We start from the raw sequence: 24,537 nt of genomic DNA on the forward strand, positions 1-24,537 counted from the left end.
GGCACTGCTTCATTCAGCGGATATCCAATGAACCACCGGTATGCCAGGTTCATGCTCACTTCTTCCAGAGTTCGGCGGAGCGAAGGAATCCCATAGATATGCTGGATCAGAACAATTTTGAACAGTACCACCGGGTCTACGCTTGGACGGCCGTTGTCCTCGCAGTACAGATCCTCTACAAATTCGTAGATCTTCTTGAAATCAATGGCTGCGTCGATCTTCCGCAGCAAGTGATCCTGCGGCACCATGTTTTCCAAACTTACAAATTCCAGTTGTCCTCTGTTTTCTGCGTTCTTTACCAGCATTTTTATCACCCCACACCATTATACCGCATTCCCTTTCCTTATACGAGAAAAAGACCACCGATAGGTGGCCTTTTTCGACAGGCTGTAACCCCGGCCAGATCCGGGGTTTTTCTTTGTAAATTTTTTTGGAACTTTGTCGGGAAACGGCGCATTCTCGTTGTAAAGCGCGATAAAATATTGTATGATAACCTAGTGCAATACCGCATAATTCCAGAATAGGGGAGCATGCGGTGCTGCCAAAATATTTGCCCAGGATTCCACACAAAACGCGGAAAGGAAACGGCAGGATGTTCGGATATGTCACCCCGGAGAAACCGGAGATGAAAGTGAAGGAGTTCGAGAGCTACCGGGCCATGTACTGCGGGCTGTGCAAGCAGCTTAAGGCAGATTACGGCTTTTTGCCCCGGATGCTGCTGAACTACGATCTGGTCACAGTGGCGCTTCTGGCCGACGGCCTTTCCGGCGAGACCGGCAGCCCCTGCCGGGAACGGTGCATCGCCAATCCTCTGCAGAAACGCTGTATGCAGAAGGGTACCCAAGGCCTGCGGCTGGCGGCTGCGGGGCTGGTGCTGCTCAGCTGGTACAAGCTGGTGGATGACGAGGCGGACGAGACCTCTTTCAAGCGGCTGGCGGCCCGTGCACTACGGCTTTTGCTGCGGCGAGCCTACAAGCGGGCGGCGGCAGCCTACCCCGCAATCGACGCGGAGCTGGCGCGGCAGACCGAGCTGCAGCAGCAGGTGGAGAAAAAGCAGACCACCTTTTATGACGAAGCAGCCGAGCCCACCGGGAATATGACGGCTCAGATTCTGGCCGCCTGCGCCGAAACACCGGAGCAGGAACGTGTGCTGCGCCGATTGGGTCTGTTTCTGGGCAAGATTCTCTATTGGCTGGACGCGGCGGAGGACTATGAAGAGGACCGGGAAAAGCACCGGTACAATGTGTTCGTGCAAAACGGCCTGAGCAAAGAACAGGCCGTGGAGCAGGCCAGGCTGCAGTGCAGGCTGGCAGCGGGCGAGGTGGCCCGCTGCTATAATCTGCTGGAGCTGCGGCTGAACCGCCCTATTTTGGATAATATTATTTTTCTTGGCATTCCCGGCAGCATCCAGCGGGCGGGAATGCCGGCCCGCGGCGCACGGCGCGGCGGTTTGAACTGAATGGGAGAAGGAGAAAAGAAATGGACGCATATCAGGTATTGGGCCTTGCGCGGGGCGCAAGCGAAGAGGAAGTAAAAGCGGCCTACCGGGCGCTGGCGCAAAAGTATAACCCGGAGAATTACGAGGCAGGCCCCCTGCGGGAGGACGCCGAACGCAAGATGAACCAGATCAACGAGGCGTTTGATACGGTGATGAGCGAGTTGCGCACCGGTACCGCCGGTAGCAACGCGCAGAACCCCTATGGCAATCAGAATCCCGGCCAGCAGCAGAACGGCGGTCCCCAGGGCGCGACCGGCAGCTATCCGGAGATCCGTGCTCTGATTCGTGCAGGCCGGGCGGACGAGGCGCTGGCTCAGCTGCAGAGCATTCCCAACGGTCTCGCCAGTGCCGAGTGGAACTTTTTGATGGGCAGTGCCTACTATTACAAGGGCTGGATGAACGAGGCCCTTCGTTATTTCCAGCAGGCCTGCCGGCTGGATCCCGGCAACCGGGAATATGCGGCTGCCCTGCACAATCTGCAGAGCAGCGCTCAGGGCCAGATGCCCGGTAACCCCTATGGACCCTATGGCGGCGCGCAGGCCAATGCGGTGGGCTGCAGCTGCTGCGATATGTGCATGGCCATGTATTGCATGGATCTTTGCTGCAGCTGCGGCGGGCAGGGGTGCTGCTGACATGCGTCGGCGTCAAAGTGGCCGGATCGCTTTGTGCGGTGTGATGTGCGGGCTTTCCATCGTATTGATGCTCAGCGGCAGCATCATTCCCTTTGCCACCTTCTGTGCTCCGGCCATGAGCGGCCTTCTGCTCATGCCGGTGGCCGTGGAATGCGGGATGCGTCTGACCTGGGTGTGCTATGGCGCCATCAGTGCGCTGGCAGTACTCTTCGTGCCGGACAAGGAAATGGCGGCGATTTTCGTCTTTCTGTTTGGCTGTTATCCGCTGCTGAAAGCCTATATCCAGCGCATTCCCGGCAGGGGATTGCGGTTTCTGGTGAAAGCCGGGTTTTTCAACGGCGCTGTGCTGGCCATGTACGGCATGCTGCTTTTCATTTTCCCGATGCCGAGCCTTGTGGAGGAGTTTGCGCAAACAGCACAGTGGATGCTGGCGGCACTGCTGGTTATGGGCAATGTCTGCTTCTGGATTTATGATGTGGCGCTGAACAATGTCCTGCATGTCTATGTGCTCAAAATGCAGCCCCGTTTGCGGCGGATGCTGTGAATTGAAAGCGGAAGAGCAATGAGAAGGAATTTGATTTTAACGGAGGAAACAGTGTGAATAAATGGCGGCCGAATCACCGCTCCTTTTCCAGTCTGGCGGTGGTTCTGATTGGAATTACCTTTTATCTGGCCATGTCCAATCTGGATCTGGTGCATGGCGCGCTGAAAACGGTGCTGGATGTTCTGGCACCTTTTATCTGGGGCTTTGTTGTGGCCTATCTGTTGGATGCCCCGGTGCGCTGGTTTGAAAAGAAACTGGGTGGCCGGCGAATTCTGAGCATTCTGATCAGCTATCTGCTGGCGGTTGCCGTGCTGGTGGTGCTGCTCAGCTTCGTAATTCCCCAGCTGGTGCAGAGCGTGAGCATGCTCATCAACAATGCTTCGGGGTACCTGAACAACCTGAACGGAGTGGTGAACAACTGGGGCAACCGGCTGAACATCGATCCGGAGGTTACCTCCGGCATGCTGGTTTCCTACGCCGATCTGATGAATCAGGCCACCCAGCTGGTTACAAAGTTTATGCCGGAAATCCTCAATTACGGCATGGCGGTGGGCAGCGGCGTAGTGAGCGCACTTACGGCCTTCATTGCCTCGGTTTACATGCTGATGGACAAGCACAAGCTGCTGAGCCAGCTGCATAAGATCACCTATGCTTTCCTGCCGTTGCCCAAGGCCCGGCGGGTACTCACGGTCTGCAGCCACGCCAATCAGGTGTTCAGCGGTTTCATCATCGGCAAAATCATCGACAGCGCCATCATCGGCGTGATCTGCTTTGTGGGCATGAGCCTGCTGGGCATGCCATTCACGCTGCTGATCAGCATGATTGTGGGTGTTACCAATGTGATTCCCTTCTTCGGGCCGTTCATCGGCGCAATTCCCAGTATCATGATTCTGCTGATGGCGAGCCCCATCGATGCCATCAAGTTTGCCATCTTCGTTCTGGCGCTTCAGCAGTTCGACGGCAACATTCTGGGCCCCAAGATTCTGGGCGATTCCACCGGCCTTTCCGCGATCTGGGTGCTGGTGGCAATCATCGTGGGCGGCGGCCTGTTCGGCTTTGCCGGCATGGTGGTGGGCGTGCCCACCTTTGCGGTGCTCTACTCGCTCACCAGCGATTTCCTGGCCGACCGGCTGAAGGCCAAGGGCATCACCGCAAACGGCGAGCCTCTGAAGCCGGAAATGACTGTTTCCGAGGAGGAAACGCTCCCGGAAGATCAATAAGCAAAACGCGCACAGAGATTTCACCCTGTGCGCGTTTTTTGGTGGGATTTTCGGCAAATCTATGATATACTGGGAAACAGAAACAGATGCCTTTTGGGCATAAAGGAGAGAACACGATATGTGGTTTGACGAAGCGGTAATTTATCAGATCTATCCGCTGGGGCTGTGCGGCGCGCCTGCGGAAAATGACGGGGTGCAGGAGCACCGGATTCTGCGGGTGCTCGACTGGGTGGAGCACATCAAAGCCCTCGGAGCGGACACCGTGCTGTTCAACCCGTTGTTTGAGAGTGACCGGCATGGCTACGATACCCGCGATATGACCCGGGTAGATTGCCGGCTGGGTACCAACGAGGACTTTGCCAAGGTTTGTGCGGCGCTGCATGAAGCCGGTCTGCGCGTTATGCTGGACGGCGTGTTCAACCATGTGGGCCGTGGTTTCTGGGCCTTTCAGGACGTGCGGGAAAAGAAGTGGGACAGCCCCTATAAGGACTGGTTCCACGTCAGTTTTGACGGCAACACCGAATACAACGACGGCTTCTGGTACGAGGGCTGGGAGGGCCACAACGAGCTGGTCAAGCTGAATCTGCACAACCCGGCGGTGGTGGATTATCTGTTCCGTTCCATCCGCGGCTGGGTGGAGCAGTTCGACATCGACGGTCTGCGTCTGGACGTGGCTTACAGTCTGGCGCCGGAGTTCTTAAAGCAGCTGCGCAGCTTTACTGCCGGCCTGAAGGCGGATTTTGCGCTGATGGGCGAGACCCTGCACGGGGACTACAACCGCTGGATGAACGACGAGATGTGCCATTCCGTCACCAACTATGAGTGTTATAAGGGGCTGTATTCCAGCTTCAACTGCATGAATATGTTCGAGATCGGCCACAGCCTGGCCCGCCAGTTCGGCCCCGAACAGTGGACCCTCTACAAGGGCAAGCACCTGCTGGCCTTTTTGGACAATCATGACGTGGAGCGCATCGCCAGCATTTTGCAGAACAAAGAGCACCTGCGCCCGGCCTATGGCCTTCTGTTCGGTATGCCCGGAACTCCGGCGGTATACTATGGCAGCGAGTGGGGCATCGAGGGCAAAAAGAGCGACGGTGATGCCGCTCTGCGCCCGGCCATCGAGCTGCCTCAGGAAAATGAGCTTACGGAATGGATTGCCAAACTGGCGGTTGCGCACAAGGCAAGCAAGGCCCTGTGCTACGGCAGCTACCGCAATGTGATGCTGACCAACCACCAGATTATCTTTGAACGCAAATTTGAGAATGAGCGGGTTCTGGTGGCGGTGAATGCCTCCGGCGACACCTACACTGCCCATTTCGATGCTCAGGCAGGCCGTGCGGTGGATCTGATCACCGGCGCAGACCACGACTTTGGCGGCGGCAGCCAGATGCCGCCGTACAGCGTGGCCTACTGGCGCACCGAGTAAGCATTCCGCTTGATTTCATAACCAGAAAGGAATAATCCACATGCCTTATATCCATATCGTGACCAACGCTTCCATCCCGGATAATACCGAAGAGATGCTGAAAACCCAGCTGGGCCGTGCCATCGAGATTCTGCCCGGCAAAAACGAAAACTGGCTGATGCTGAATTTCACCGGCGATGCGCATCTGTGGTTTGCCGGCAGCGACGCTCCGGCGGCACTGGCAGAGGTGAGCCTGTACGGTGGCGCCCGTTATGATGCATACGACGATCTGACCAGCCGGATCACTGAAATTCTGGAAAGTACACTGGATGTACAGCCGGACCGCATCTATGTGAAATATGCGGAAACGGAATTCTGGGGCTGGAACGGAAGCAATTTCTGACCAGTCTTTTATGAAAACCGCCCGCGGGGGAGAACACTCCTTCGCGGGCGGTTTTCTGTTATCCGTAGCCTTGACAAGATGGGACCCGCGCCGTATAATCAAAAACGCAACTGGTCCTACCAGTTGTACAATGCTTGGATAAAGTGGGGAAGTAGAATGAAGTTTTTAAAGCAAGCGGCTCGCATTCTTGCCATCTCCTTTGTGGGCGAGGTGCTCAAGGCGGTCATCCCTCTGCCGATCCCGGCCAGCGTATACGGGCTGGTCATTTTGTTGGTGCTGCTGTGCACCGGCCTGCTCCGGGTGAGCCAGGTGCGGGAGGCGGCACTGTTTCTCATTGAGATTATGCCGGTTATGTTTATTCCGGCGGCAGTGGGCCTGACCGATGCCTGGCCCAGCCTGGCCCCGGTGTTTTGGCCGGTGGTCATCACCGTGGTGTTCACCACTGTGCTGGTGATGGCAGTCACCGGCCGGGCCACTCAGTTTGTGATCCAAAGGGGAAAGGGGAAGAAGGATGCGTGAGTTTTTTGCCTTGTCGCTGTTTTATGGGGCGGCGGTCAGCCTGCTGGCCTACGAGCTGGGCCTTGCGCTGAAAAAGAAATTTCGTCTGGCAGTGCTCAACCCGCTGCTGATCGCGGTGATCTGTGTGATCGGTGTGAACCTGGTGCTGGGTGTGGACTACGAAAGCTATAACGCCAGCGGGCAGTATCTGTCCTACCTGCTCACTCCGGCCACGGTCTGCCTGGCGGTGCCTTTGTATGAACAGTTGAGCCTGCTGAAGGAAAACCTGAAGGCGGTGGTCTGCGGCATTCTGTCCGGCATTCTGGCAAGCCTTGTGGGCGTGCTGGCCTGTGCCAAGCTGTTCGGGCTGGATCACGAGCTGTATGTGACGCTGCTGCCCAAGTCCATCACCACGGCCATTGGTATGGGCGTGTCTCAGGAGCTGGGCGGTATCGTTACCATTACCGTGGCCTCCATCATCATTACCGGTATTCTGGGCAATGTGATCGCGGATGGCGTGTTCAAGCTGTTCCGCATCCATGAGCCGGTAGCGAAGGGCCTGGCGCTGGGCAACTCCGCCCATGCCATCGGTACCGCCAAGGCCATGGAGCTGGGCGCGGTGGAAGGTGCCATGAGCAGCCTGGCCATTGCGGTGGCGGGCCTGTGCACCGTGGTGGGCGCTTCTGTGTTTGCCCAATTTATGTAATCTGCGGAGGGGATAACCATGAAACAACCATTGATCGTGGCGGTGGGCCGTCAATACGGCAGCAGTGGCCGTCTGGTGGGCGCAAAGCTGGCCGAGCGCCTGGGTGTGGATTTTTACGATAAGGAAAAGCTGATGTCCATTGCCCGCAGCACGCCGGATTACAGCGAGGTCAAGTCTTTTTATGAAGAACGCCCGGTGAACAGCCTGCTCTATGCCATTGCCATGAATGAGGAACCTGCCGTAACAAGCGAAACGGTATTCCGCCGGATCCGCGCATTGATGCAGGATCACAGCGGCGTGCTGATTGGCCGGTGCGGCAACGTGATCTTCCGCCCGGATGCAAACGCCGTGAGTGTGTTTATCCATGCTGATCCCGAAATTCGCTGCCAGCGTATCGCTCAGCTGGAGAATATCTCGCTGAAAAAAACAGCGGTGCGCATGCAGGAAGTGGACGAGGAGCGAACCGAGTTCCACAAGTATTTCACCGGTGAGCAGTGGGGTCAGGCCGAGGGCTACGAGCTCTGCCTGGACAGCGGCATCCTTGGTGTGGATGGCTGTGTGGAAATGATTCTCAACTATCTGCGCTGGAGGGGATTGCTGGATGAAAACGAAGCCACCGGCAGATGAGGAAAAAAACACCGCCCGCACCTATGATCTGGTGCTGAAATATCTGAAGGGGCAGATTCTGGAGGGAAAGCTGACGCTGGGGGCAAAGCTGCCCTCGGAACGCAGCCTGATGGCGGAGCTGGGGCTTAGCCGCAACTCGGTGCGGGAGGCGCTGCGCCAGCTGGAAAACATGGGCTTTGTGCGCAGTGTGCATGGGCAGGGCAGTTTTCTTGTGAACGAGGCAGGGCAGGGGTTCTCCTCCATTCTTTCCATGATGCTTCTGCTTCGTCAGAGCGACCGGGGGGAATTTCTTACCCTGCGCGAAAGTCTGGAGGCGGCGGCCTATGAACGGGCAGTGCGCCTTGCACCCCCGCAGCCGCTGCTGGAAATGGAACAGGCGGTGCAGGCAATGGAGCAGGCGCAGGAGCCGGGTCAGCTGGAGCAGGCTGAGAGCCGGTTCCACCGGAGCCTCATTGAGGCGGGGCAAAACCAGCTGATTGCTGTAATCATGGAGGCGCTTTCCAGCCAGGGCGATTTGTACCGCAGGGAGACGCTGGCTCAGCTGGACGAAGCCACCCGTGCCCCGCTGCTGGATACCCACCGCCGGATTCTGAAGGCGCTGCAAACCGGCGATGCTCCACTGGGCCGCGCCGCACTGGCGGAGCACTTCCGGTTGATTCAATGAAAAAAACACCCTGATCCCGTGAAAACGGGTTCAGGGTGTTTTTTCTTACAGACTTGCTTGATAGGCAGCCACGTCAAAGGGGTCCAGAGCGGAGTCCGTTTTCAGATACAGCGGATGATGGGGATGCCCCTTTACCGAGGGCTTGCCCGCCTGATACCACACCGCACTAAACTGCTGGCCCAGCTCCATCATGTCCGCCAGGCACTGCTTCAGGTAGGGACGCTTTTCGATGATGGTGCCCCAGGCCGCCCACAGAGCCGGGTGTTCGCCGCTGCGCTCCAGCACCCAGCGGAAGGCGTTCATGTTCTCCCGGTGTAAAGGCTCGTTGAACTCCTTGTCCATCTGGTCCGGGTTGGTGGCTCGCTGGGCGTACACATTGAACATGATGAAGGAGTCAAAACCGTTACCCAGAGCGATGCGCTGCACGGATTTCAGGGTGTTGTCCAGCGCGTCGGGAGCGGCGGTGGAAGGGTTGATGCCAATGGTGATCAGCGGGCGCTTGCCAACCGTGCCTAAAATGTACCGGTATTCCGAATAAAAGTCCGGAATATACAGCCACCGGCTCCGGTCGTATTCGGCACTCTGGTCCCGGTGCTCCATGGCTTGCTGAAAGGTAAGAATCTCAAGCTGCCGCGTTTCGCAGGCGGGAATGTGCATGGGGAAATACCTCCTTGGGGATATGAGAAATGCCCCGGGCAGACGGGAAAATCACCCGGCTTGCCACGGGGCATTCGGTTCAGAATAAGGCGGTGGACCAGAAAACGGCTCCGGCGATGAAGATCACCGCAACGATCACAAGAAAGCCGAGCAGATACCCGGCGGTCAGATGCTCGCGGAACATCCGGGTCCACTCCTTCGGTGGTTTGGCGCCTCCCATAAGTCCGGATGGCTTACTTCAGCAGTGCCTGCACCGCGTCAGCTGCGGCGTTCAGGTACTGGCCGCCATACACCTCGATCAGGCCCTGGTCGGCACACTCTGCCAGCTTGGGGTCGATGGGGCACTTGGCCAGAACGGGGATGTTGTACTTGGCGGCAACATCGTCCACATGGCTTTCGCCGAATACCTTGATCTGCTTGCCGCAGTCCGGGCATTCCACATAGCTCATGTTCTCCACCACGCCCAGAATGGGAATGTTCATCATCTGAGCCATCTTCACGGCCTTGCCCACGATCATGCTCACCAGCTCCTGCGGGCTGGCAACCACGATGATGCCGTCCACGGGCAGGGTCTGGAACACGGTCAGGGGAACGTCACCGGTGCCCGGAGGCATATCCACGAACAGGAAGTCCACGTCCTTCCAGATCACGTCCTGCCAGAACTGCTTCACCGCGCCGGCGATCACGGGGCCACGCCATACAACGGGGTCCTCCTCGTGCTCCAGCAGCAGGTTGATGCTCATCACATCAATGCCCATGCGGCTTTCGATGGGCCAGATGCCGTTCTCATCGCCCATGGCACGGCCATGAATGCCGAACAGCTTGGGGATGGAAGGGCCGGTGATGTCGGCGTCCAGAATGCCCACGCCGTAGCCGCGGCGGCGCATCTCCACGGCCATCAGGGCGCTGGTCATGCTCTTGCCGACGCCACCCTTGCCGCTTACCACACCGATTACCTTTTTAATGCTGCTCAGCTTGTGGGGGGCCTCATGGAAATCCTGAGGGTTCTGACGGCTGGAGCAGTTTTGACTGCAGCTGCTGCAATCATGCGAACATTCGCTCATGATTTGTTTCTCTCCTTTTTTCTATTACAGCTCGGCAATGATGCCGCTCACTAGATTCTGCAGCACCTGTGCGCGCTGGTTGGCGATCTCGATGACTTCATCACCGGAAAGCTTCTTCTTTTCAATGCCCGCGGCCATGTTGGTGATCAGGCTCATGGCCAGAACCTTCAGCCCGCAGTGGCTGGCGGCGATCACCTCGGGCACGGTGCTCATGCCGACCGCATCCGCACCCAGGGTACGGAAGGCCCGGATCTCGGCGGGGGTCTCGTAGCTGGGACCCATATAGCCCAGATACACGCCCTTCTGCAATGCAACGCCCTGCTTTTCGGCCACCTGCAGCGCCAGCTCACGCAGCGCCGGGGTGTAGGCGAAGGTCATGTCGCAGAAGCGGGGGCCGACGGCTTCGTCGTTGGGGCCGGTCAGGGGATTGGCGCCCATGAAGTTGATGTGATCCTCCAGCAGCATCAAATCGCCCACCGAGAAGCTGGTGTTTACACCGCCCGCGGCGTTGGTCAGGATCAGGGTTTCCACGCCCAGGGCCTTCATCACCCGGATGGGGAACACGATGTCCTGCATGGAATGGCCTTCGTAGTAATGCAGACGGCCCTGCATGCACAGCACCTGCTTGCCTGCCAGCTGCCCGGCCACAAAGCGGCCCGCATGACCCGGCGCGGTGGAGACCGCAAAGCCCGGAATCTCGCTGTAAGGCACATACACCGGTGCTTCGATGCGGTCGGCAAGTCCGCCCAGACCGCTGCCCAGAACGATGCCCACGGTGGGCGTTTCGGGCAGGCGACTGCGCAGCAGGTCGGCCGCCTGCTGAATGGTTTCCATCATCATTGTAAATCCTCCTGCGGCCCGCTGCCAAATGTGAACGGGCAAAGTGAAAGTGTCCGCTAATGATTTTACCACACCTGTCAACAAAAGAAAAGAAGCTGCCAACAAACCAAAGAAAGCAGCCCTGTGCTGGGCATACAGAACCGCCCCAAAGCATACCCATAAACCAGACGGCTTGTGCCAAAAGAAAGGGTGGGCCCATGGGCAGACTGAAAACCTATTTAAAAAATGTGGCGATTCTCACCGTTACCGGGTTGGGGCTGCGGGCGGCGGGCATGTTTTTCCGGGTATACATTGCCGCACGCATTGGGGCCGAGGGAATGGGGCTGTATCAGCTGATCTTCACGCTTTACAGCCTGTGCATCACGGTGGCCACCGCGGGTGTTTCGGTAGCTGCCACCCGATTGGCAGCAGAGGAATTGGCCCGCCCGCAGCCTGGCCGGGCAAAAGGAGTTCTGGGCCGGGTGATGGCGCTTGCCTTAGCCTTTGGTTTCGCTGCAGGGGTGGTGCAGCTGGTACTGGCCTGGCCTGCCGCCCGCTATTGGTTGGGGGATATACGGGCAGCGCCCTCGCTGGCACTGCTGGCGCCCAGTTTACCCTTCATGGCGGTGGGCTCGGCGGCTCGGGGGTACTTCTTTGCCCGCCGCAAGGTGGGCCCCAATGTGGTCAGCCAGATCTTCGAACAGATCATTCGCATTGCTTTGGTACTGCTGATTCTTCCCGGCGCGGTGCAGAAAGGCGTGCAATACGCCTGCGCTGCGGTGCTGGTAGGCAGCATGGTCAGCGAGGTGGCCTCCACACTGCTGGTGATGTGGTACTACCGGCGGGATCTGAACCGGACCTTCGGCGATGCCTCGGCTCAGGTGCCCAGGGGCACCTCAGGGCGAATCTGGCGCATTCTGGCCCCGGTGGAAGGAGGCCGCTGCCTGGACAGTGCCCTCCACACGGTGGAAAACACGCTGGTTCCCGCCTGCCTGCTGGCCTTTCTGGGCAGCCGGGAGGAGTCGCTGGCTCAGTTCGGCGCGCTTAAGGGGATGGCCATGCCGATACTGCTGTTTCCGTTTTCCTTCCTCACCCCACTGGCCACCCTGCTGATGCCGGAGGTTACTGAGGCGCACATTCTGGGGCGGCAGAAAACATTGGAAACGCTGGTGGGGCGCATCATGCTGTTCACCACCACCTTTTCGGTGCTGGCCGGGGGATTGATTGCCCTGTACGCTTATCCGCTGGGCCGGATTCTCTACCACGACGAGACCATCGGCTTTTATCTGGCAGTTCTGGCTCCGGTGCTGCCGGGCATGTATCTGGATGCCATGGGCGATTCCATTCTGAAAGGCCTGGGCGAGGAGGTGGCTACCTTCCGTTACAGCATCTGGGATTCCCTCATCCGCATCGCTCTGGTGATTCTGCTCATGCCGCGCATGGGCATGAAGGGCTTTCTGTTTGTGATGATCTGTTCCAACGTGCTGTCCGCACTGCTGAATATCTTCCGCATTGAAAAGGTGGCCCGCATCCGCACCCGCTGGTATAGGTGGTTTGTGCAGCCCACGCTGATTTTCCTGATCTCGGCGGTTCTGGGGCAGGGGGCCCTGCGTCTGATGGGAGTGAGTGGCGACTGGCAGCAGCTGCTGCTGGGCTGCACGGTCACCGGCGGGCTTTACTGCCTTTTGATGCTGCGTTTTGGCCTGTGGGATGCGGTGCAGGCCATTTTGGCCCGGCGGAAGCCCGCAGGCAGCGCCGCCTGAATTTATGGGCGTTTTGCCTATACAAACAGCTGATTTTATGGTATAGTGTATAGGTTAAATCGCCGCCGGGTGCCCGGAGCCGTAAGAGGCTGGCCGGGAGAATAGGGAAATGGGTGCAATGCCCATGCGGGACCGCCGCCGTAAAGGCTGAGTTCCGGCAGAAAAAGCCACTGGGAAGATTATTTCCCGGGAAGGCGCTGCCGGTGCGCGCAAGGCCTGAGCCGGAAGACCTGCCCGACGGACGAATCACTGCCAAAGGCAGGAACCCCCGCGCCGGACGGACCAAACGTGCGCAGGGCAAAGCATCGGCTGCTGAGCCGATGTGTGTTGTACGTTTCCGGGCCTTTCTTTGCTTTGCTATTCGGCAAGGCAGGAAGGGCCTTTTTCTTTGTGCGGCGGCAAAGCCCGCTGTTTGGATAAGGAGGAGCAATGCTCGAAGTGATGATCGCCGCCCCGGCTTCCGGCAGCGGCAAAACTTCCGTCACCTGCGGCCTGCTGCAGGCGCTGAAAGACCGAGGCCTGGCCCCCGCGGCCTTCAAGTGCGGGCCGGATTACATCGACCCCATGTTCCACCGCTCGGTTCTGCAGGTGCCCAGCCGGAATCTGGATGTGTTTCTAGCCGGGGAAGAGCGGATGCGCGAGCTGTACCGCCGCCACACGGCAGGCTGCGGCGCGGCGGTGTGCGAGGGCGTGATGGGCTTTTACGACGGCATGACCTTCGGCGGCGACAGGGCAAGCGCCTGGGATGTGGCCCGCCTGCTGGAGCTGCCGGTTCTACTGGTGCTGCATCCCTACGGCTCCAGCCTGACACTGGCGGCTCAGGTGAAGGGGATGCTCTCCTTCCGGAAGGACAGCCGCATCAGGGGCCTGTTTTTGAATCGGTGCAGCGCCGGATTGTATGCCGCACTCAAGCCCATGCTGGAAGAGGAGACCGGCGTGCCAGTGCTGGGCTATCTGCCTGAGCTGGAGCAGGCGTCTCTGTCCAGCCGGCATCTGGGTCTGGTCACCGTCGGCGAGGTGGAAGATCTTGCCCAGCGGGTGCGGGCCATTGCTGCCTGTCTGGAAACCACGCTGGACTGGCCCCGCTTTCTCGCGGTTTACCAGACCGGGCGGCAGCCGGAGCCCGCGGCCACGGAGCAGTCCTGCGAGAATGGCTCGGTGATCGCCGTGGCGCGGGACGAAGCCTTCCAGTTCTATTATGAGGAAAGTCTGGATGCCCTGCGCCGGGCCGGGGCACAATTGCGCTATTTCAGCCCGCTGCACGATGCTGCGCTCCCGGCCGAAGCGGCAGGGCTTTATCTGGGCGGCGGTTACCCGGAGCTGCACGCCAAGTCACTCAGTGAAAACCACCCCATGCGGCACGCCATCCGGGCGGCGGTGGAGCAGGGAATGCCCACCGTGGCGGAGTGCGGCGGCTTTTTGTATCTGGGCCAGAGTCTGGAGGATGCGAACGGGGAGGTCTGGCCCATGGTCGGGGTGCTGCCCGGCGAGGGGCACAAGACCGGCGGACTGGTGCGATTCGGCTACAACCGGTTGGCCGCGCAGAGCGACAGCATGCTGCTGCGCACCGGCGAGACCACCAACGCCCACGAGTTCCATTGCTGGGACAGCACCGAGAACGGCGCGGCCCTGCAAGCGGAAAAGACCTCCGGCGGCAAGCAGTGGAACTGCTGTTTTGCCACCCAGAGTCTGTATGCCGGATTCCCGCACCTGTATCTTGCGGGAGATCTGCCGCTGGCCGAGCGTTTTGCGGCAGCGGCAAAGGAATATGCACAGCGAGAGGAGGAGCAGGCGTGACACTGGCACAATTGCTGGAACAGATCGAGCCGAAAAACGAAGCGGCAGAGCAGGAAACTCGCCGTCGCTGGAACACCTGCGCAAAGCCGCTGGGCAGCCTGGGCCTTCTGGAGGATGCGCTGTGCCAGATCGCATCGGTCACCGGCTCGGCGGACATTGATCTGAACAAAAAAGCCCTGCTGATTTTCTGCGCGGACAACGGCGTGGTAGCCCAGGGGATTACCCAGACCGGCAGCGAGGTGACGGCCATGGTGGCCCGCGGATTTGCGGAAGGCACCACCCCTGCCTGCCGAATGGCCCGGCGGGCGAACTGTAATCTGATTCCGGTGGATATGGGTATCAGGGATTTTACTCCGCAGCCCGGTGTGCTGAACCGGCGGGTGGCCAACGGCACCGGAGATATTTCGAAAGGCCCGGCCATGACCCGCGAGCAGGCTGAGCAGGCCATTCTGGCCGGGGCGCTGCTGGTGAAGGACTGCAAGGAGCAGGGCGTGAGCCTTCTGGCCACCGGGGAAATGGGTATCGGCAACACCACCACCGCCAGCGCGGTGGCCAGTGTGCTGCTGGGCTGTGAGCCGGAGGCCATCACGGGCCGGGGAGCTGGTCTTTCCGACGAGGGGCTTGCTCGCAAAAAGGCGGCCATCTGCCGGGCTATCCAGATCAATCAGCCGAACCCGGCGGATCCGCTGGACGTGCTGGCCAAGCTGGGCGGCTTTGATATTGCGGGCATGTGCGGCGCATTTTTAGGCGGCGCGGCCTTCGGGGTGCCGGTGCTCATGGATGGCGTCATCAGTGCGGCGGCGGCCCTGCTGGCGGTGCGCCTTTGCCCGGATGCCAGCAAGGCGATTCTGGCCAGTCATGTATCGGCAGAGCCTGCGGGTGCGCTGCTGCTGAATGCACTGGACAAGCACCCTCTGATTACTGCCGGGCTTCGCCTGGGCGAGGGCACCGGCGCACTGGCGGCTATGCCGCTGCTGGATATGGCCCAAGCAGTGTATGAGGAATCTAACACCTTTGAAAATTACGGCATGGAGGCCTACCAGCCTCAGGGAGGCGAGCCATGTTTACCCTGATCGTGGGCGGCGCGGCCAGCGGCAAAAGCGAATATGCCGAGCAGCTGGCGGTGGCGGCTCCGGCAGCCCGCCGGTTTTACGTTGCCACCATGCAGCCCTGGGGCGAGGAGACCCGCCAGCGCATCGCACGGCATCGGGCCATGCGGGCAGGCAAGGGCTTTGAGACGGTGGAATGTCCGCTGAATCTGGCGAGTCTGCAGCTGCCGGAAAAAGGCACAGTACTGCTGGAATGCCTGAGCAATCTGGCGGCCAACGAGCGGTATGACCCCGCGGGTGCGGGTGAGGATGCCTGCCGGGCCATCCTGAACGGGGTGGACAGGCTGTGCAGCCAGTGCAGCGATTTGATTCTTGTGAGCAACGAGGTATTCAGCGGCGGCAGCGCCTACGAGGGTGATACGCTGGAATATCTGCGGCTGCTGGCCCGGCTCAACCGGGAGCTGGCTGCCCGGGCGGACAATGTGTGCGAGGTACAGTGCGGCATTGCCCGGTATTACAAAGGAAAGGAGCCCTATCTGCATGATCGTGCTTGAGACCATCGCGGTGGCCTTTGCCATGTTTTCCGCCATTCCGGTGCCTCAGCCGGTGTGGGGGCCGCGCAACATGCGGTATGCGCTGTGCGCGCTGCCCCTGATCGGGGTGGTGATCGGGCTGGCGCAGGCACTGTGGCTGATTGCCGCCAATTGGCTGTGCATGCCGGAAATGCTGCGAGGGGCGGGGCTGTGCCTGATTCCCATTCTGCTCACTGGGGGCATTCATCTGGACGGCTACGCCGACACCAGCGACGCGCTGGCCAGCTGTGCGCCGCCGGAGAAAAAGCAGGAGATTTTAAAGGACCCCCGCTGTGGCGCCTTCGCGGTGATCCGGCTGGGCGTCTGGTTTGTGGCCAGCTTTGTGCTGTGCACTGCGGTGCGGCTGGATGACCCGGCCCTTGCCTGCTTTGGGATGAGCTTTGTGTTCAGCCGGGCGTTGTCCGGTTGGGCGGTGGCCACCTTCCCGCTGGCAAAAAACACCGGCCTTGCCCATACCTTCGCCACCTCGGCGGATCGGACGGCGGTGCGCCGGGTGCTGCTGGTGCTGGCAATTTTGCTGGCGGTCTGCATGTGTGCAGTGGGCCGGATAGAAGGTGCAGCCATGGCAGCGGCAGCGTTTCTGGTGCTGCTCTACTACCGCCGCATGAGTGACAAACAGTTCGGCGGTCTGTCCGGCGATTTGGCAGGCTGGTTTTTGCAGACTGCGGAACTTTGGATGCTGGCCGCCCTTGTGGCGGTGCAGCTGTTGGAGGCAGCGTTATGATTTTTATCACAGGCCCGCTGTTTGCGGGCAAACGAGACTTTGCCTGCCGCATTCTGAACTGTAAAGCGGAAGAGCTTGCCAGGTATGCAGTGTGGGATGTGCAGGAACTGGCCGGGCAGCAGACCCCGGAAGAGCTGGCAGATCGGCTGGCAGCCTGGCCGGTCGTCATCGCCACCGAGGTGGGCGGCGGCGTGGTGCCGGTGGATGCAAAGCAGCGAGCCGACCGGGAAGCGGCGGGCCGTCTGGCCTGCCTGTTGGCCCAGCGGGCAGACACTGTGGTGCGGGTCTTCTGCGGCCTGCCCATCTTATTAAAAGGAGAATTGCCGGAATGAATATCTATCTGCTTCGCCACGGCGAAACGGAATACAATAAACAAAAACGCTACCAGGGTACGCTGGATATCCCCCTGAGCGCCGAGGGCCTTGCACGGCTGCAAAAGGCTCCCATTTCGCCCAGAGTGGTCTACATTTCCCCCCTGATCCGCGCCCGCCACACCGCCGAGATCCTCTTCCCGGAAGCCCGGCTGGTGGAGGTGGAGAGCCTGAAAGAGATGTGCTTCGGCGTGTTTCAGGGCCGCAACTACATTGAGATGGAAAAGGACCCGGACTACATTGCCTGGGTGGGGGAGGACTGCACCGGCCGCTGCCCCGGCGGCGAGACCAAGGCGGAGTTCACTCAGCGTACCTGTGAAGCCTTCTGCCGCCTGTTGGAGAATGCACTGGCAGCTGGCGAGGAAGAGCTGGTGATTCTGGCCCACGGCGGCACCCAGATGGCTCTGATGGAGCAGTACGGCCTGCCGAAAAAGGATTATTACAACTGGTGCGGCCCCAACGGCGGCGGCTATCTGGTGACCACCGATGCCGAGCGATGGCACAAGGAGCACACGCTGGAATACCAGCTCACGGTGTGTTATGAAAGGGGCGGGCAGACATGACGATTTTGCTGGCTGTTTTGCTGGGCTTTTGTGTCGACCTGATTCTGGGCGACCCCCGCTGGATGCCCCACCCGGTGGTATACATGGGGAAGGCCATCACCCGGCTGGAGCGGCTGCTGCGCCGCCTTCTGCCGGATACGCCTCGCGCTCTGTTCTGGGGCGGCGTGGTGCTGGCGGCGGTTCTGCCGCTGGGAACGCTTGCTTTCAGCGCAGGTGTCATCTGGCTGGCAGGCCGGATTCATCCCGCACTGGGCTTTGCGGTGCAGGTGCTGTGGTGCTGGCAGGCGCTGGCGGTGAAGGATCTGCGAGTGGAGACCATGCATGTGTACGAACCGCTCTGTAAAGGTGATCTGCTTGCCGCCCGAAAAGCGGTCAGCCGTGTGGTGGGACGGGACACCCAGTCCCTCACCAGCGAAGGTGTGACCAAGGCGGCGGTGGAAACCATCGCGGAAAACTTCTCGGACGGCATCATCGCCCCCATGCTCTATCTGCTCATCGGCGGCGCGCCTTTGGGTTTGGCTTACAAGGCCATCAATACCATGGACAGCATGGTGGGCTACAAAAACGACAAATACCTGTACTTCGGCCGGGCCGCCGCAAAACTGGACGACGCGGCCGGATACATCCCCGCCCGGCTGTCTGCTTTGTTCTGGATTGCCGCGGCCTTCTTCACCGGAAACAATGCGGCGAACGCCTGGCGTATCTGGCGGCGGGACCGGCGCAAGCATGCCAGCCCCAACGCTGCCCAGCCGGAATCCGCCTGCGCGGGTGCGCTGGGGGTCCAGCTGGCAGGTCCGGCCTGGTATTTCGGCAAGCTGCATGAAAAGCCCACCCTGGGCGATGCGCTGCGCCCGGTGGAGGTGGAAGACATCCCCCGCACCAACCGGATGATGCTGGCCGCCAGCCTGTTGGGGCTGGTGGTGCTGGCGGCGGTGCGCTGGGCGGTGCTGCTGGCTTTATAAGAAAAAGGAGAATCAACTGCAATGCAGCAAAAACTGACCCATGGCGGCGACTGGGCGGGCTTTGAGGCCGAGTATGGCCGCCCGCCGCTGGATTTTTCCGCCAATGTGAGCCCGCTGGGCGTGCCCTGGGCGGTACGCCGGGCGGTGGCAAAAGCAGCCCGGCAGGCGGCCCGTTACCCGGATCCGCTCTGCCGCCGGCTCACCGAAGCCCTGGCCTTGCACGAGAATGTGAAACAGGAACAGATCCTGTGCGGCAACGGCGCAGCGGATCTGATCTTCCGGGTGGTGTTGGCGAAGAAGCCCCGTACAGCCCTTGTCACTGCGCCCACCTTTGCGGAATACGGGCAGGCGCTGGAAACGGTGGACTGCCGGGTGAAGCAGCACATGCTCACCGAAGAAAACAGCTTTGCCGTCACGCCTGCCATTCTGGAGGAAATCATCCCGGAGCTGGACATGCTCTTTTTGTGTGAGCCAAACAACCCAACCGGAGCGCTCACCGAGCCGGACCTGCTTCGAAAGATTCTGGAGCGGTGTGCGGCTTGTGGTACCCTGCTGGTAGTGGACGAGTGCTTCAACGACTGGCTGCATGATCCCGCAGCCCACACCCTGAAGGGGGAGCTGGACCGCTTTCCCAATCTGCTGATTTTAAAGGCTTTCACCAAGCTGTATGCCATGGCGGGCCTGCGCTTGGGGTACTGCCTGTGCGGGGACGAAGTCCTGCTGAAGGCAATGGCCCGTTGCGGCCAGCCCTGGGCGGTGTCCGGCCCGGCGCAGGAGGCGGGGCTTGCGGCCCTGGGCGAGCACAGGTATGTGGCCCGGTTACGGGCGGTCATTCAAGCAGAGCGGCCCTGGCTGGCCGGTCAGCTGGCCGATCTGGGCCTGCAGGTGCTGCCGGGCAGTGCCAATTATCTGCTTTTGTACAGCGAAACGGAACTGGCGGCCCCGCTGCGAAAGCTGGGCGTGCTGATTCGGGACTGCTCCAATTATCCCGGCCTCGACAAGGGCTGGTACCGGGTGGCGGTGCGCACCCGGCGGGAAAACCGGCAGCTGATCGCTGCCCTCAGAAAGGTGTGTGGCTGCGAGAATGGCTAAGGCAAAATGTATCATGATCCAGGGGACCATGAGCGGGGCGGGCAAGAGCCTGCTCTGCACTGCGCTGTGCCGTATTTTTGCGCAGGACGGCTGGCGGGTAGCCCCCTTCAAAAGCCAGAACATGGCACTGAACAGCTGCATCACCGCCGACGGCCTGGAAATGGGCCGCGCCCAGGCGGTGCAGGCCCAGGCGGCCGGGTGCGAGCCGGACGTGCGGATGAATCCCATCCTGCTCAAGCCCAGCAGTGACACCGGCAGTCAGGTGATTGTGAACGGTGAGGTCTGGGGCGATTACTCGGCGGCGGATTACTTCAAAAACAAAACCCGGCTGGTTCCCCATGTGCTGAAGGCCTACAACAGTCTGGCAGAGGAAAACGACATTCTGGTCATCGAGGGTGCGGGCAGCCCGGCGGAAATCAATCTGCGGGAAAACGACATCGTGAACATGGGTCTGGCCGAGCTGGTGGATGCGCCGGTGCTGCTGGCAGGCGATATCGACCGGGGCGGCGTGTTTGCCCAGCTGTATGGCACGGTGGCGCTGCTGAACGAAGAGGAGCGCAAGCGGGTCAAGGGCCTGATTATCAACAAATTCCGGGGCGATGTGGACATTCTGCGTCTCGGCCTTACCCAATTGGAGGAGCTTACCGGCCTGCCGGTGGTGGGCGTGATTCCCTATACCCGGGTGGACATCGACGATGAGGACAGTCTCGCCCCACGGCTGAACGCCCACGAGGCCCACCGGCCGGTGGATGTGGCGGTGATCCGGCTGCCGCACATCTCCAATTTCACCGATTTCTCCCCGCTGGAAAGTCACCCCGCACTGGGTGTGCGCTATGTGGAGCAGGCCGCCGGTCTGGGTGCGCCGGATCTGATTGTGCTGCCCGGAACCAAAAGCACCATGGCGGATCTTGGCTGGATGCGCCAGAACGGGCTGGAGGCAGCGGTGCGAAAGCTGGCGGCAGCCGGAACCCCGGTGCTGGGGGTCTGCGGCGGCTATCAGATGCTGGGCCAGACCCTGCGAGACCCGGAGGGCGTAGAGCAGGCGGGCGAGATGCGCGGCATGGGCCTGTTGCCCTGCGAGACGGAATTCACCCCCAGCAAGGTACGCACCCGCACGACGGCAAAGGTGATGGCCGATCCCTTTGCCGGGGCGTCGATTCAGGGCTATGAGATCCACATGGGCCGTACGAAGCGGATGGCGGGTCAGCCTCTGTGCCTGCTGGAAAACGGTCAGGAGGAAGGTGCAGCACAGGGCAATGTGTTTGGCACCTATCTGCATGGCCTGTTCGACGAGGGCTCGCTCACCGAGGCTCTGGCTGCCTGGCTGCTGGCCCGTAAGGGCATTGCCCGGGAAAACTTCCGGCCCCAGAGCCACTGGGATTACCATCAAAGCCAGTATGATCTGTTGGCGGATGCGGTGCGCGCCAGCTTGGATCTGGACGCAGTTTACCGTGCTATGGGGCTTGCAAATCCCAATCAAAAAAAATAACGCAAAACACACAGAGCGCGCGGCATTGCCAAAACCGGCAAGCCGCGCGCTCTGTGCGTTTTATAGGGGAGAAAACGAAAAAGTATGGCGGCACCGCACAATTCCAGATGGTGGAGCATACCGGAAAATTTTTTGTGAGATGAAGCAAAAAGCGCAGGCAAGCCTTGGTGGCTTGGCGAGCATTTTTGGAAAATATCGCGAAAAATTTCGGCATGATACGCCGTCTGAGTCTTTAGACGTGAATTGTGTGGTGTTGCCATGGGAGTAATCAAACGTAGAACAGCATGTCGCTGTAGGTGGGCAGCGGCCAGACGGAACGGTCCACCAGCTGCTCCAGACGGTCGGCCGGGGTACGTACTGCGTCCATGGCCGGGATCAACGTCTGGGCGCACCAGCTTGCGGCAACCGAGGCATCCTCGTCCACCGGGTCGGCCAGACGGCCTTCCAGCTGGTCGGCAGCCTGGATGAGCTGACCGGTGAGGGAGGAAATGTGGCGGGCCAGTGTCTCCTCCTGGGGAACCTCAATGCCCAGTTGCTTTTTGGTGCTTACGCCCTGGGCCAGGCCGGTAGCATAGTTGACACAGGCGGGCGAGATGCGGCAGCGCACCAGATCCAGCAGGGTCAGCGCTTCAATGCGGATGGCCTTGGCATATTCGTCCAGCAGAATGTCCTGACGGGACTGAATCTCGTCCTGGGTGTAAACACCGTGGCGGGCAAACAGCTCCACATTTTTCTGGTCGGTGTAATGAACCAGTGCCTCGGGGGTGGTGCGGAAATTGGAAAGCCCGCGGCGTGCGGCCTCGACCTCCCATTCATGGCTGTAGCCGTTGCCGTTGAACAGGATGCGCTGGTGAGCGGTAAGCTCATCGCGGATCAGCTTCAGCAGGGCACGGGGCAGATCGTCGGCCTGCTCCAGCACATCGGCAAACTGCCGCAGCGATTCTGCCACAGCGGTGTTCAGCATCACGTTGGTGCAGGCGATGTTGAAGGAGGAGCCGGGCATGCGGAACTCGAACTTGTTGCCGGTGAAAGCAAAGGGGCTGGTACGGTTGCGGTCCGAGGTATCCTTGGGCAGGTTGGGCAGCACCACGGCGCCGGTGTCCAGCACGGTGGGAGCGTTGGGCTGGCAGGGCTTGCCCGCCACCAGGCAGTCAATCACAGCCTGCAGCTCGTCGCCCACATACATGGAAACGATGGCCGGGGGTGCTTCGTTGGCACCCAGGCGGTGGTCGTTGCCCGCGCTGGCCACGCTGATGCGCAGCAGGTCCTGATAATCGTCCACCGCTTTGATCACAGCGGTCAGGAACAGCAGGAACTGGGTATTCTCGGCGGGTGTGGTGCCGGGGTCCAGCAGATTTTCGCCCCCGTCGGTGGAAAGCGACCAGTTGTTGTGCTTGCCGCTGCCGTTCACACCCTCAAAGGGCTTTTCGTGCAGCAGGCAGGCAAAGCCGTGACGGTCGGCAACCTTCTTCATCACCTCCATGGTCAGCTGGTTGGCGTCGGTGGAGATGTTGGCGGTGGCGAAGATGGGAGCCATCTCATGCTGGCAGGGGGCCACCTCGTTGTGTTCGGTCTTGGCCAGGATACCCAGTTTCCACAGCTCCTCATCCAGGTCGGCCATGAAGGCCTTGACCCGGGGCCGCAGGGAACCGAAGTAGTGATCCTCCAGCTCCTGGCCCTTGGGGGCGGGAGCGCCAACCAGCGTGCGGCCGGTCAGAATCAGATCGGGGCGTCGGGCGTAATCTTCCTTGTTGATCAGGAAATACTCCTGCTCAGGTCCGATGGTGGCGTTTACCCGCTGCACGTCCTTGCCGAACAGAGCCAGCACACGAACCGCCTGCTTGCTGATGGCATCCATGCTGCGCAGCAGGGGAGTCTTCTTGTCCAGCACCTGGCCGTTGTAGCTGCAGAAGGCAGTGGGGATGCACAGGGTGTCATCCTTGATAAAGGCGTAGCTGGTGGGGTCCCAGGCAGTGTAACCACGGGCCTCAAAGGTGGCGCGCAGGCCGCCGGAGGGGAAGCTGGAAGCATCCGGCTCGCCCTTGACCAGCTCCTTGCCGGAGAAATCCATGATGACGCTGCCGTCACCGCAGGGATTGATGAAGCTGTCGTGCTTTTCGGCAGTGATGCCGGTCATGGGCTGGAACCAGTGGGTGAAATGGGTCGCACCCTTGCTTACGGCCCAGTCCTTCATGCAGGCGGCCACCACATCGGCCACACTGGGGTCCAGGGGAGCGCCCCGCTGGATGGTATTTTTCAAAGAACGGTAAACTTCCTTGGGCAGGCGGGCCTTCATGACCTTGTCATTGAATACCATACTGCCAAACAATTCCGGTACATGATTCATATGTCACAGCTCCTTTTCATACTTCAAAGCAAAAATGTGCGGATGCGCTCACAGCAGGGGAATACCAGCGGCCTCGCACTGCTCCCGGATGGCCTTGGGCCACAGGCTTGCCTGTACCTCGCCGATGTGAGCCTTGCCCAGCAGCAGCATGCACAGGCGGCTCTGGCCGATACCGCCGCCCATGGTCAGGGGCAGGGTGCCGTCCAGCACAGCCTTGTGGAAGGGCAGCTCCAGCCGGTGGGGGCAGCCAGCCGCCTTGCACTGGCGTTCCATGGCTTCGGCGTCCACCCGGATGCCCATGCTGGAAACCTCCAGCGCGCAGCCCAGAACGTCGTCCCAGAACAGCAGATCGCCGTTCAGGCTCCAGTCGTCGTAGTCGGGGGCGCGGCCGTCGTGGGGCTTTCCACTGGCCAAAGGTGCGCCGATCTGCATGATAAAGGCGGTGGGGTGCTGCTCCAGATAGGCGTTCTCCCGCTGACGGGGCGTCAGGTCCGGCCACAGATCCTCCAGCTGCTGGGTGGTCACGAAACTCACATGCTCGGAGAGGTTTACGCACAGCTGGGGATACGCTTTCTTGACCTCCTCCAGTGTGGCGCAGATGGCGCTTACGATGGAGCGCACGGTGTCCTTCAGGTATTCCTCAGTGCGGGTTTCGCGGGTGATGACCTTTTCCCAGTCCCACTGATCCACATACACCGAATTCAGCTCATCCAGCTCCTCGTCCCGACGGATGGCGTTCATGTCCGCATACAGGCCGGTGTCCGGTGCGAAACCGAAGCGGCCCAGTGCCTGGCGCTTCCACTTGGCCAGGCTGTGCACTACCTGTGCACCCTTTTCCAGTTCGGGAATGGCGGGAATGTCAAAGGAGACCGGGCGCTCCACGCCGTTCAAGTCGTCGTTCAGGCCGGTGGTGGGGTCCACGAACAGGGGAGCGGTGGCCCGGGTCAGCCGAAGCTGGCGGGTCAGGTGTGCGGGGAAGCACTGCTTGATCATGCCAATGGCACTTTGGGTCTCGTAAAGGCTCAGTGCAGGTCGGTAGGTCTGTTTCAT

28 protein-coding genes and 1 riboswitch are annotated in these 24,537 nt (G+C 60.4%); of the genes, 21 read left to right on the forward strand and 7 right to left on the reverse strand.

The window, feature by feature from the left end; genetic code table 11:
• Positions 1-305 (reverse strand): transposase (locus tag ACESYO_RS03145; RefSeq protein WP_373211774.1); only part of this gene is annotated, 305 nt, incomplete at its 3' end.
• Between the two features lie 287 nt (positions 306-592).
• On the opposite strand from ACESYO_RS03145, the gene ACESYO_RS03150 reads away from it, so the two are divergent.
• The 10 genes from ACESYO_RS03150 to ACESYO_RS03195 all read left to right on the forward strand — a co-directional run bounded on the left by ACESYO_RS03150 (position 593) and on the right by ACESYO_RS03195 (position 8,197).
• Positions 593-1,459 carry a DUF5685 family protein gene (locus ACESYO_RS03150; protein ID WP_058966060.1) on the forward strand — a complete coding sequence of 289 codons (867 nt, stop codon included), beginning with the start codon at positions 593-595 and terminating at the stop codon, positions 1,457-1,459.
• Between the two features lie 20 nt (positions 1,460-1,479).
• Positions 1,480-2,130 (forward strand): J domain-containing protein, encoded by a 651-nt coding sequence (locus ACESYO_RS03155; RefSeq protein ID WP_276871259.1) that lies wholly within the window; start codon positions 1,480-1,482, stop codon positions 2,128-2,130.
• 1 nt (position 2,131) lies between these two features.
• Positions 2,132-2,674, forward strand: a complete 543-nt coding sequence (locus ACESYO_RS03160; protein ID WP_373210534.1) for a hypothetical protein — start codon at positions 2,132-2,134, stop codon at positions 2,672-2,674.
• Between the two features lie 53 nt (positions 2,675-2,727).
• Positions 2,728-3,894 (forward strand): AI-2E family transporter, encoded by a 1,167-nt coding sequence (locus ACESYO_RS03165; protein WP_373210535.1) that lies wholly within the window; start codon positions 2,728-2,730, stop codon positions 3,892-3,894.
• Positions 3,895-4,012: 118 nt separating this feature from the next.
• Positions 4,013-5,320 (forward strand): alpha-amylase family glycosyl hydrolase, encoded by a 1,308-nt coding sequence (locus tag ACESYO_RS03170; protein ID WP_276871267.1) that lies wholly within the window; start codon positions 4,013-4,015, stop codon positions 5,318-5,320.
• Positions 5,321-5,360: 40 nt separating this feature from the next.
• Entirely contained in the window at positions 5,361-5,702 is a 342-nt protein-coding gene (locus tag ACESYO_RS03175) for a phenylpyruvate tautomerase MIF-related protein (RefSeq protein WP_058966050.1), read from the forward strand.
• A 156-nt stretch (positions 5,703-5,858) separates the two neighbouring features.
• Positions 5,859-6,221 (forward strand): CidA/LrgA family protein, encoded by a 363-nt coding sequence (locus tag ACESYO_RS03180; protein ID WP_276871271.1) that lies wholly within the window; start codon positions 5,859-5,861, stop codon positions 6,219-6,221.
• Positions 6,214-6,906, forward strand: a complete 693-nt coding sequence (locus tag ACESYO_RS03185; protein WP_276871274.1) for an LrgB family protein — start codon at positions 6,214-6,216, stop codon at positions 6,904-6,906. The genes ACESYO_RS03180 and ACESYO_RS03185 overlap by 8 nt, the downstream gene beginning before the upstream one ends.
• Before the next feature lie 18 nt (positions 6,907-6,924).
• The gene (locus ACESYO_RS03190) at positions 6,925-7,533 is read left to right on the forward strand and encodes a cytidylate kinase-like family protein (protein WP_373210537.1); all 609 of its coding nucleotides are present in this window, start codon (positions 6,925-6,927) and stop codon (positions 7,531-7,533) included.
• Complete coding sequence (locus ACESYO_RS03195) at positions 7,508-8,197, forward strand: FadR/GntR family transcriptional regulator (RefSeq protein ID WP_276871279.1); 690 nt, start codon at positions 7,508-7,510, stop codon at positions 8,195-8,197. The genes ACESYO_RS03190 and ACESYO_RS03195 overlap by 26 nt, the downstream gene beginning before the upstream one ends.
• A 45-nt stretch (positions 8,198-8,242) precedes the next feature.
• On the opposite strand, the gene ACESYO_RS03200 is transcribed toward ACESYO_RS03195, so the two are convergent.
• From ACESYO_RS03200 to ACESYO_RS03215, 4 genes are all read right to left on the reverse strand, one after another.
• The gene (locus ACESYO_RS03200) at positions 8,243-8,854 is read right to left on the reverse strand and encodes a DUF1643 domain-containing protein (RefSeq protein ID WP_373210539.1); all 612 of its coding nucleotides are present in this window, start codon (positions 8,852-8,854) and stop codon (positions 8,243-8,245) included.
• A gap of 79 nt (positions 8,855-8,933) precedes the next feature.
• Complete coding sequence (locus ACESYO_RS03205) at positions 8,934-9,074, reverse strand: hypothetical protein (RefSeq protein ID WP_373211194.1); 141 nt, start codon at positions 9,072-9,074, stop codon at positions 8,934-8,936.
• A gap of 13 nt (positions 9,075-9,087) precedes the next feature.
• A complete protein-coding gene (locus ACESYO_RS03210) occupies positions 9,088-9,918 on the reverse strand; it encodes an Mrp/NBP35 family ATP-binding protein (protein WP_058966040.1) in 831 nt (276 codons plus the stop codon).
• 24 nt (positions 9,919-9,942) lie between these two features.
• On the reverse strand, positions 9,943-10,758 hold the full coding sequence (locus tag ACESYO_RS03215; RefSeq protein WP_087183719.1) for a purine-nucleoside phosphorylase: 816 nt from the start codon (positions 10,756-10,758) through the stop codon (positions 9,943-9,945).
• A 197-nt stretch (positions 10,759-10,955) separates the two neighbouring features.
• Between ACESYO_RS03215 and ACESYO_RS03220 the strand changes: the two genes are divergently transcribed.
• From ACESYO_RS03220 to ACESYO_RS03270, 11 genes are all read left to right on the forward strand, one after another.
• Positions 10,956-12,500, forward strand: coding sequence for an oligosaccharide flippase family protein (locus ACESYO_RS03220; protein WP_276871626.1), 1,545 nt, complete (start codon positions 10,956-10,958; stop codon positions 12,498-12,500).
• Between the two features lie 50 nt (positions 12,501-12,550).
• Positions 12,551-12,752, forward strand: a riboswitch (cobalamin riboswitch).
• Positions 12,753-12,929: 177 nt separating this feature from the next.
• On the forward strand, positions 12,930-14,297 hold the full coding sequence (locus ACESYO_RS03225) for a cobyrinate a,c-diamide synthase (RefSeq protein WP_373210542.1): 1,368 nt from the start codon (positions 12,930-12,932) through the stop codon (positions 14,295-14,297).
• Positions 14,294-15,370 carry a nicotinate-nucleotide--dimethylbenzimidazole phosphoribosyltransferase gene (gene cobT / locus ACESYO_RS03230; protein WP_373210543.1) on the forward strand — a complete coding sequence of 359 codons (1,077 nt, stop codon included), beginning with the start codon at positions 14,294-14,296 and terminating at the stop codon, positions 15,368-15,370. The genes ACESYO_RS03225 and cobT overlap by 4 nt, the downstream gene beginning before the upstream one ends.
• Positions 15,358-15,900, forward strand: coding sequence for a bifunctional adenosylcobinamide kinase/adenosylcobinamide-phosphate guanylyltransferase (locus tag ACESYO_RS03235; RefSeq protein ID WP_276871629.1), 543 nt, complete (start codon positions 15,358-15,360; stop codon positions 15,898-15,900). The genes cobT and ACESYO_RS03235 overlap by 13 nt, the downstream gene beginning before the upstream one ends.
• Positions 15,887-16,663 carry an adenosylcobinamide-GDP ribazoletransferase gene (locus tag ACESYO_RS03240; protein WP_276871630.1) on the forward strand — a complete coding sequence of 259 codons (777 nt, stop codon included), beginning with the start codon at positions 15,887-15,889 and terminating at the stop codon, positions 16,661-16,663. The genes ACESYO_RS03235 and ACESYO_RS03240 overlap by 14 nt, the downstream gene beginning before the upstream one ends.
• Positions 16,660-16,995 (forward strand): bifunctional adenosylcobinamide kinase/adenosylcobinamide-phosphate guanylyltransferase, encoded by a 336-nt coding sequence (locus tag ACESYO_RS03245; protein WP_276871631.1) that lies wholly within the window; start codon positions 16,660-16,662, stop codon positions 16,993-16,995. Before ACESYO_RS03240 ends, ACESYO_RS03245 begins: the two co-directional genes overlap by 4 nt.
• Positions 16,992-17,597, forward strand: coding sequence for a histidine phosphatase family protein (locus ACESYO_RS03250; RefSeq protein WP_276871632.1), 606 nt, complete (start codon positions 16,992-16,994; stop codon positions 17,595-17,597). The genes ACESYO_RS03245 and ACESYO_RS03250 overlap by 4 nt, the downstream gene beginning before the upstream one ends.
• Complete coding sequence (cbiB, locus tag ACESYO_RS03255; protein WP_276871633.1) at positions 17,594-18,559, forward strand: adenosylcobinamide-phosphate synthase CbiB; 966 nt, start codon at positions 17,594-17,596, stop codon at positions 18,557-18,559. The genes ACESYO_RS03250 and cbiB overlap by 4 nt, the downstream gene beginning before the upstream one ends.
• Positions 18,560-18,580: 21 nt before the next feature.
• On the forward strand, positions 18,581-19,651 hold the full coding sequence (locus ACESYO_RS03260; protein ID WP_373210546.1) for a pyridoxal phosphate-dependent aminotransferase: 1,071 nt from the start codon (positions 18,581-18,583) through the stop codon (positions 19,649-19,651).
• Positions 19,644-21,140 carry a cobyric acid synthase gene (locus tag ACESYO_RS03265; protein ID WP_276871635.1) on the forward strand — a complete coding sequence of 499 codons (1,497 nt, stop codon included), beginning with the start codon at positions 19,644-19,646 and terminating at the stop codon, positions 21,138-21,140. Before ACESYO_RS03260 ends, ACESYO_RS03265 begins: the two co-directional genes overlap by 8 nt.
• Complete coding sequence (locus tag ACESYO_RS03270) at positions 21,115-21,408, forward strand: hypothetical protein (RefSeq protein WP_373211196.1); 294 nt, start codon at positions 21,115-21,117, stop codon at positions 21,406-21,408. The genes ACESYO_RS03265 and ACESYO_RS03270 overlap by 26 nt, the downstream gene beginning before the upstream one ends.
• Here the strand turns inward: ACESYO_RS03270 and ACESYO_RS03275 are convergent, their stop codons facing one another.
• Together ACESYO_RS03275 and asnA are read right to left on the reverse strand one after the other, a co-directional pair.
• Positions 21,409-23,487, reverse strand: a complete 2,079-nt coding sequence (locus ACESYO_RS03275; protein WP_276871636.1) for a glutamine synthetase III family protein — start codon at positions 23,485-23,487, stop codon at positions 21,409-21,411.
• A 48-nt stretch (positions 23,488-23,535) separates the two neighbouring features.
• Positions 23,536-24,537 (reverse strand): aspartate--ammonia ligase, encoded by a 1,002-nt coding sequence (gene asnA / locus ACESYO_RS03280; protein WP_373210549.1) that lies wholly within the window; start codon positions 24,535-24,537, stop codon positions 23,536-23,538.

Source organism: Allofournierella massiliensis (genome assembly GCF_964241245.1).
Classification (GTDB): Bacteria; Bacillota; Clostridia; order Oscillospirales; family Ruminococcaceae; genus Allofournierella; species Allofournierella massiliensis.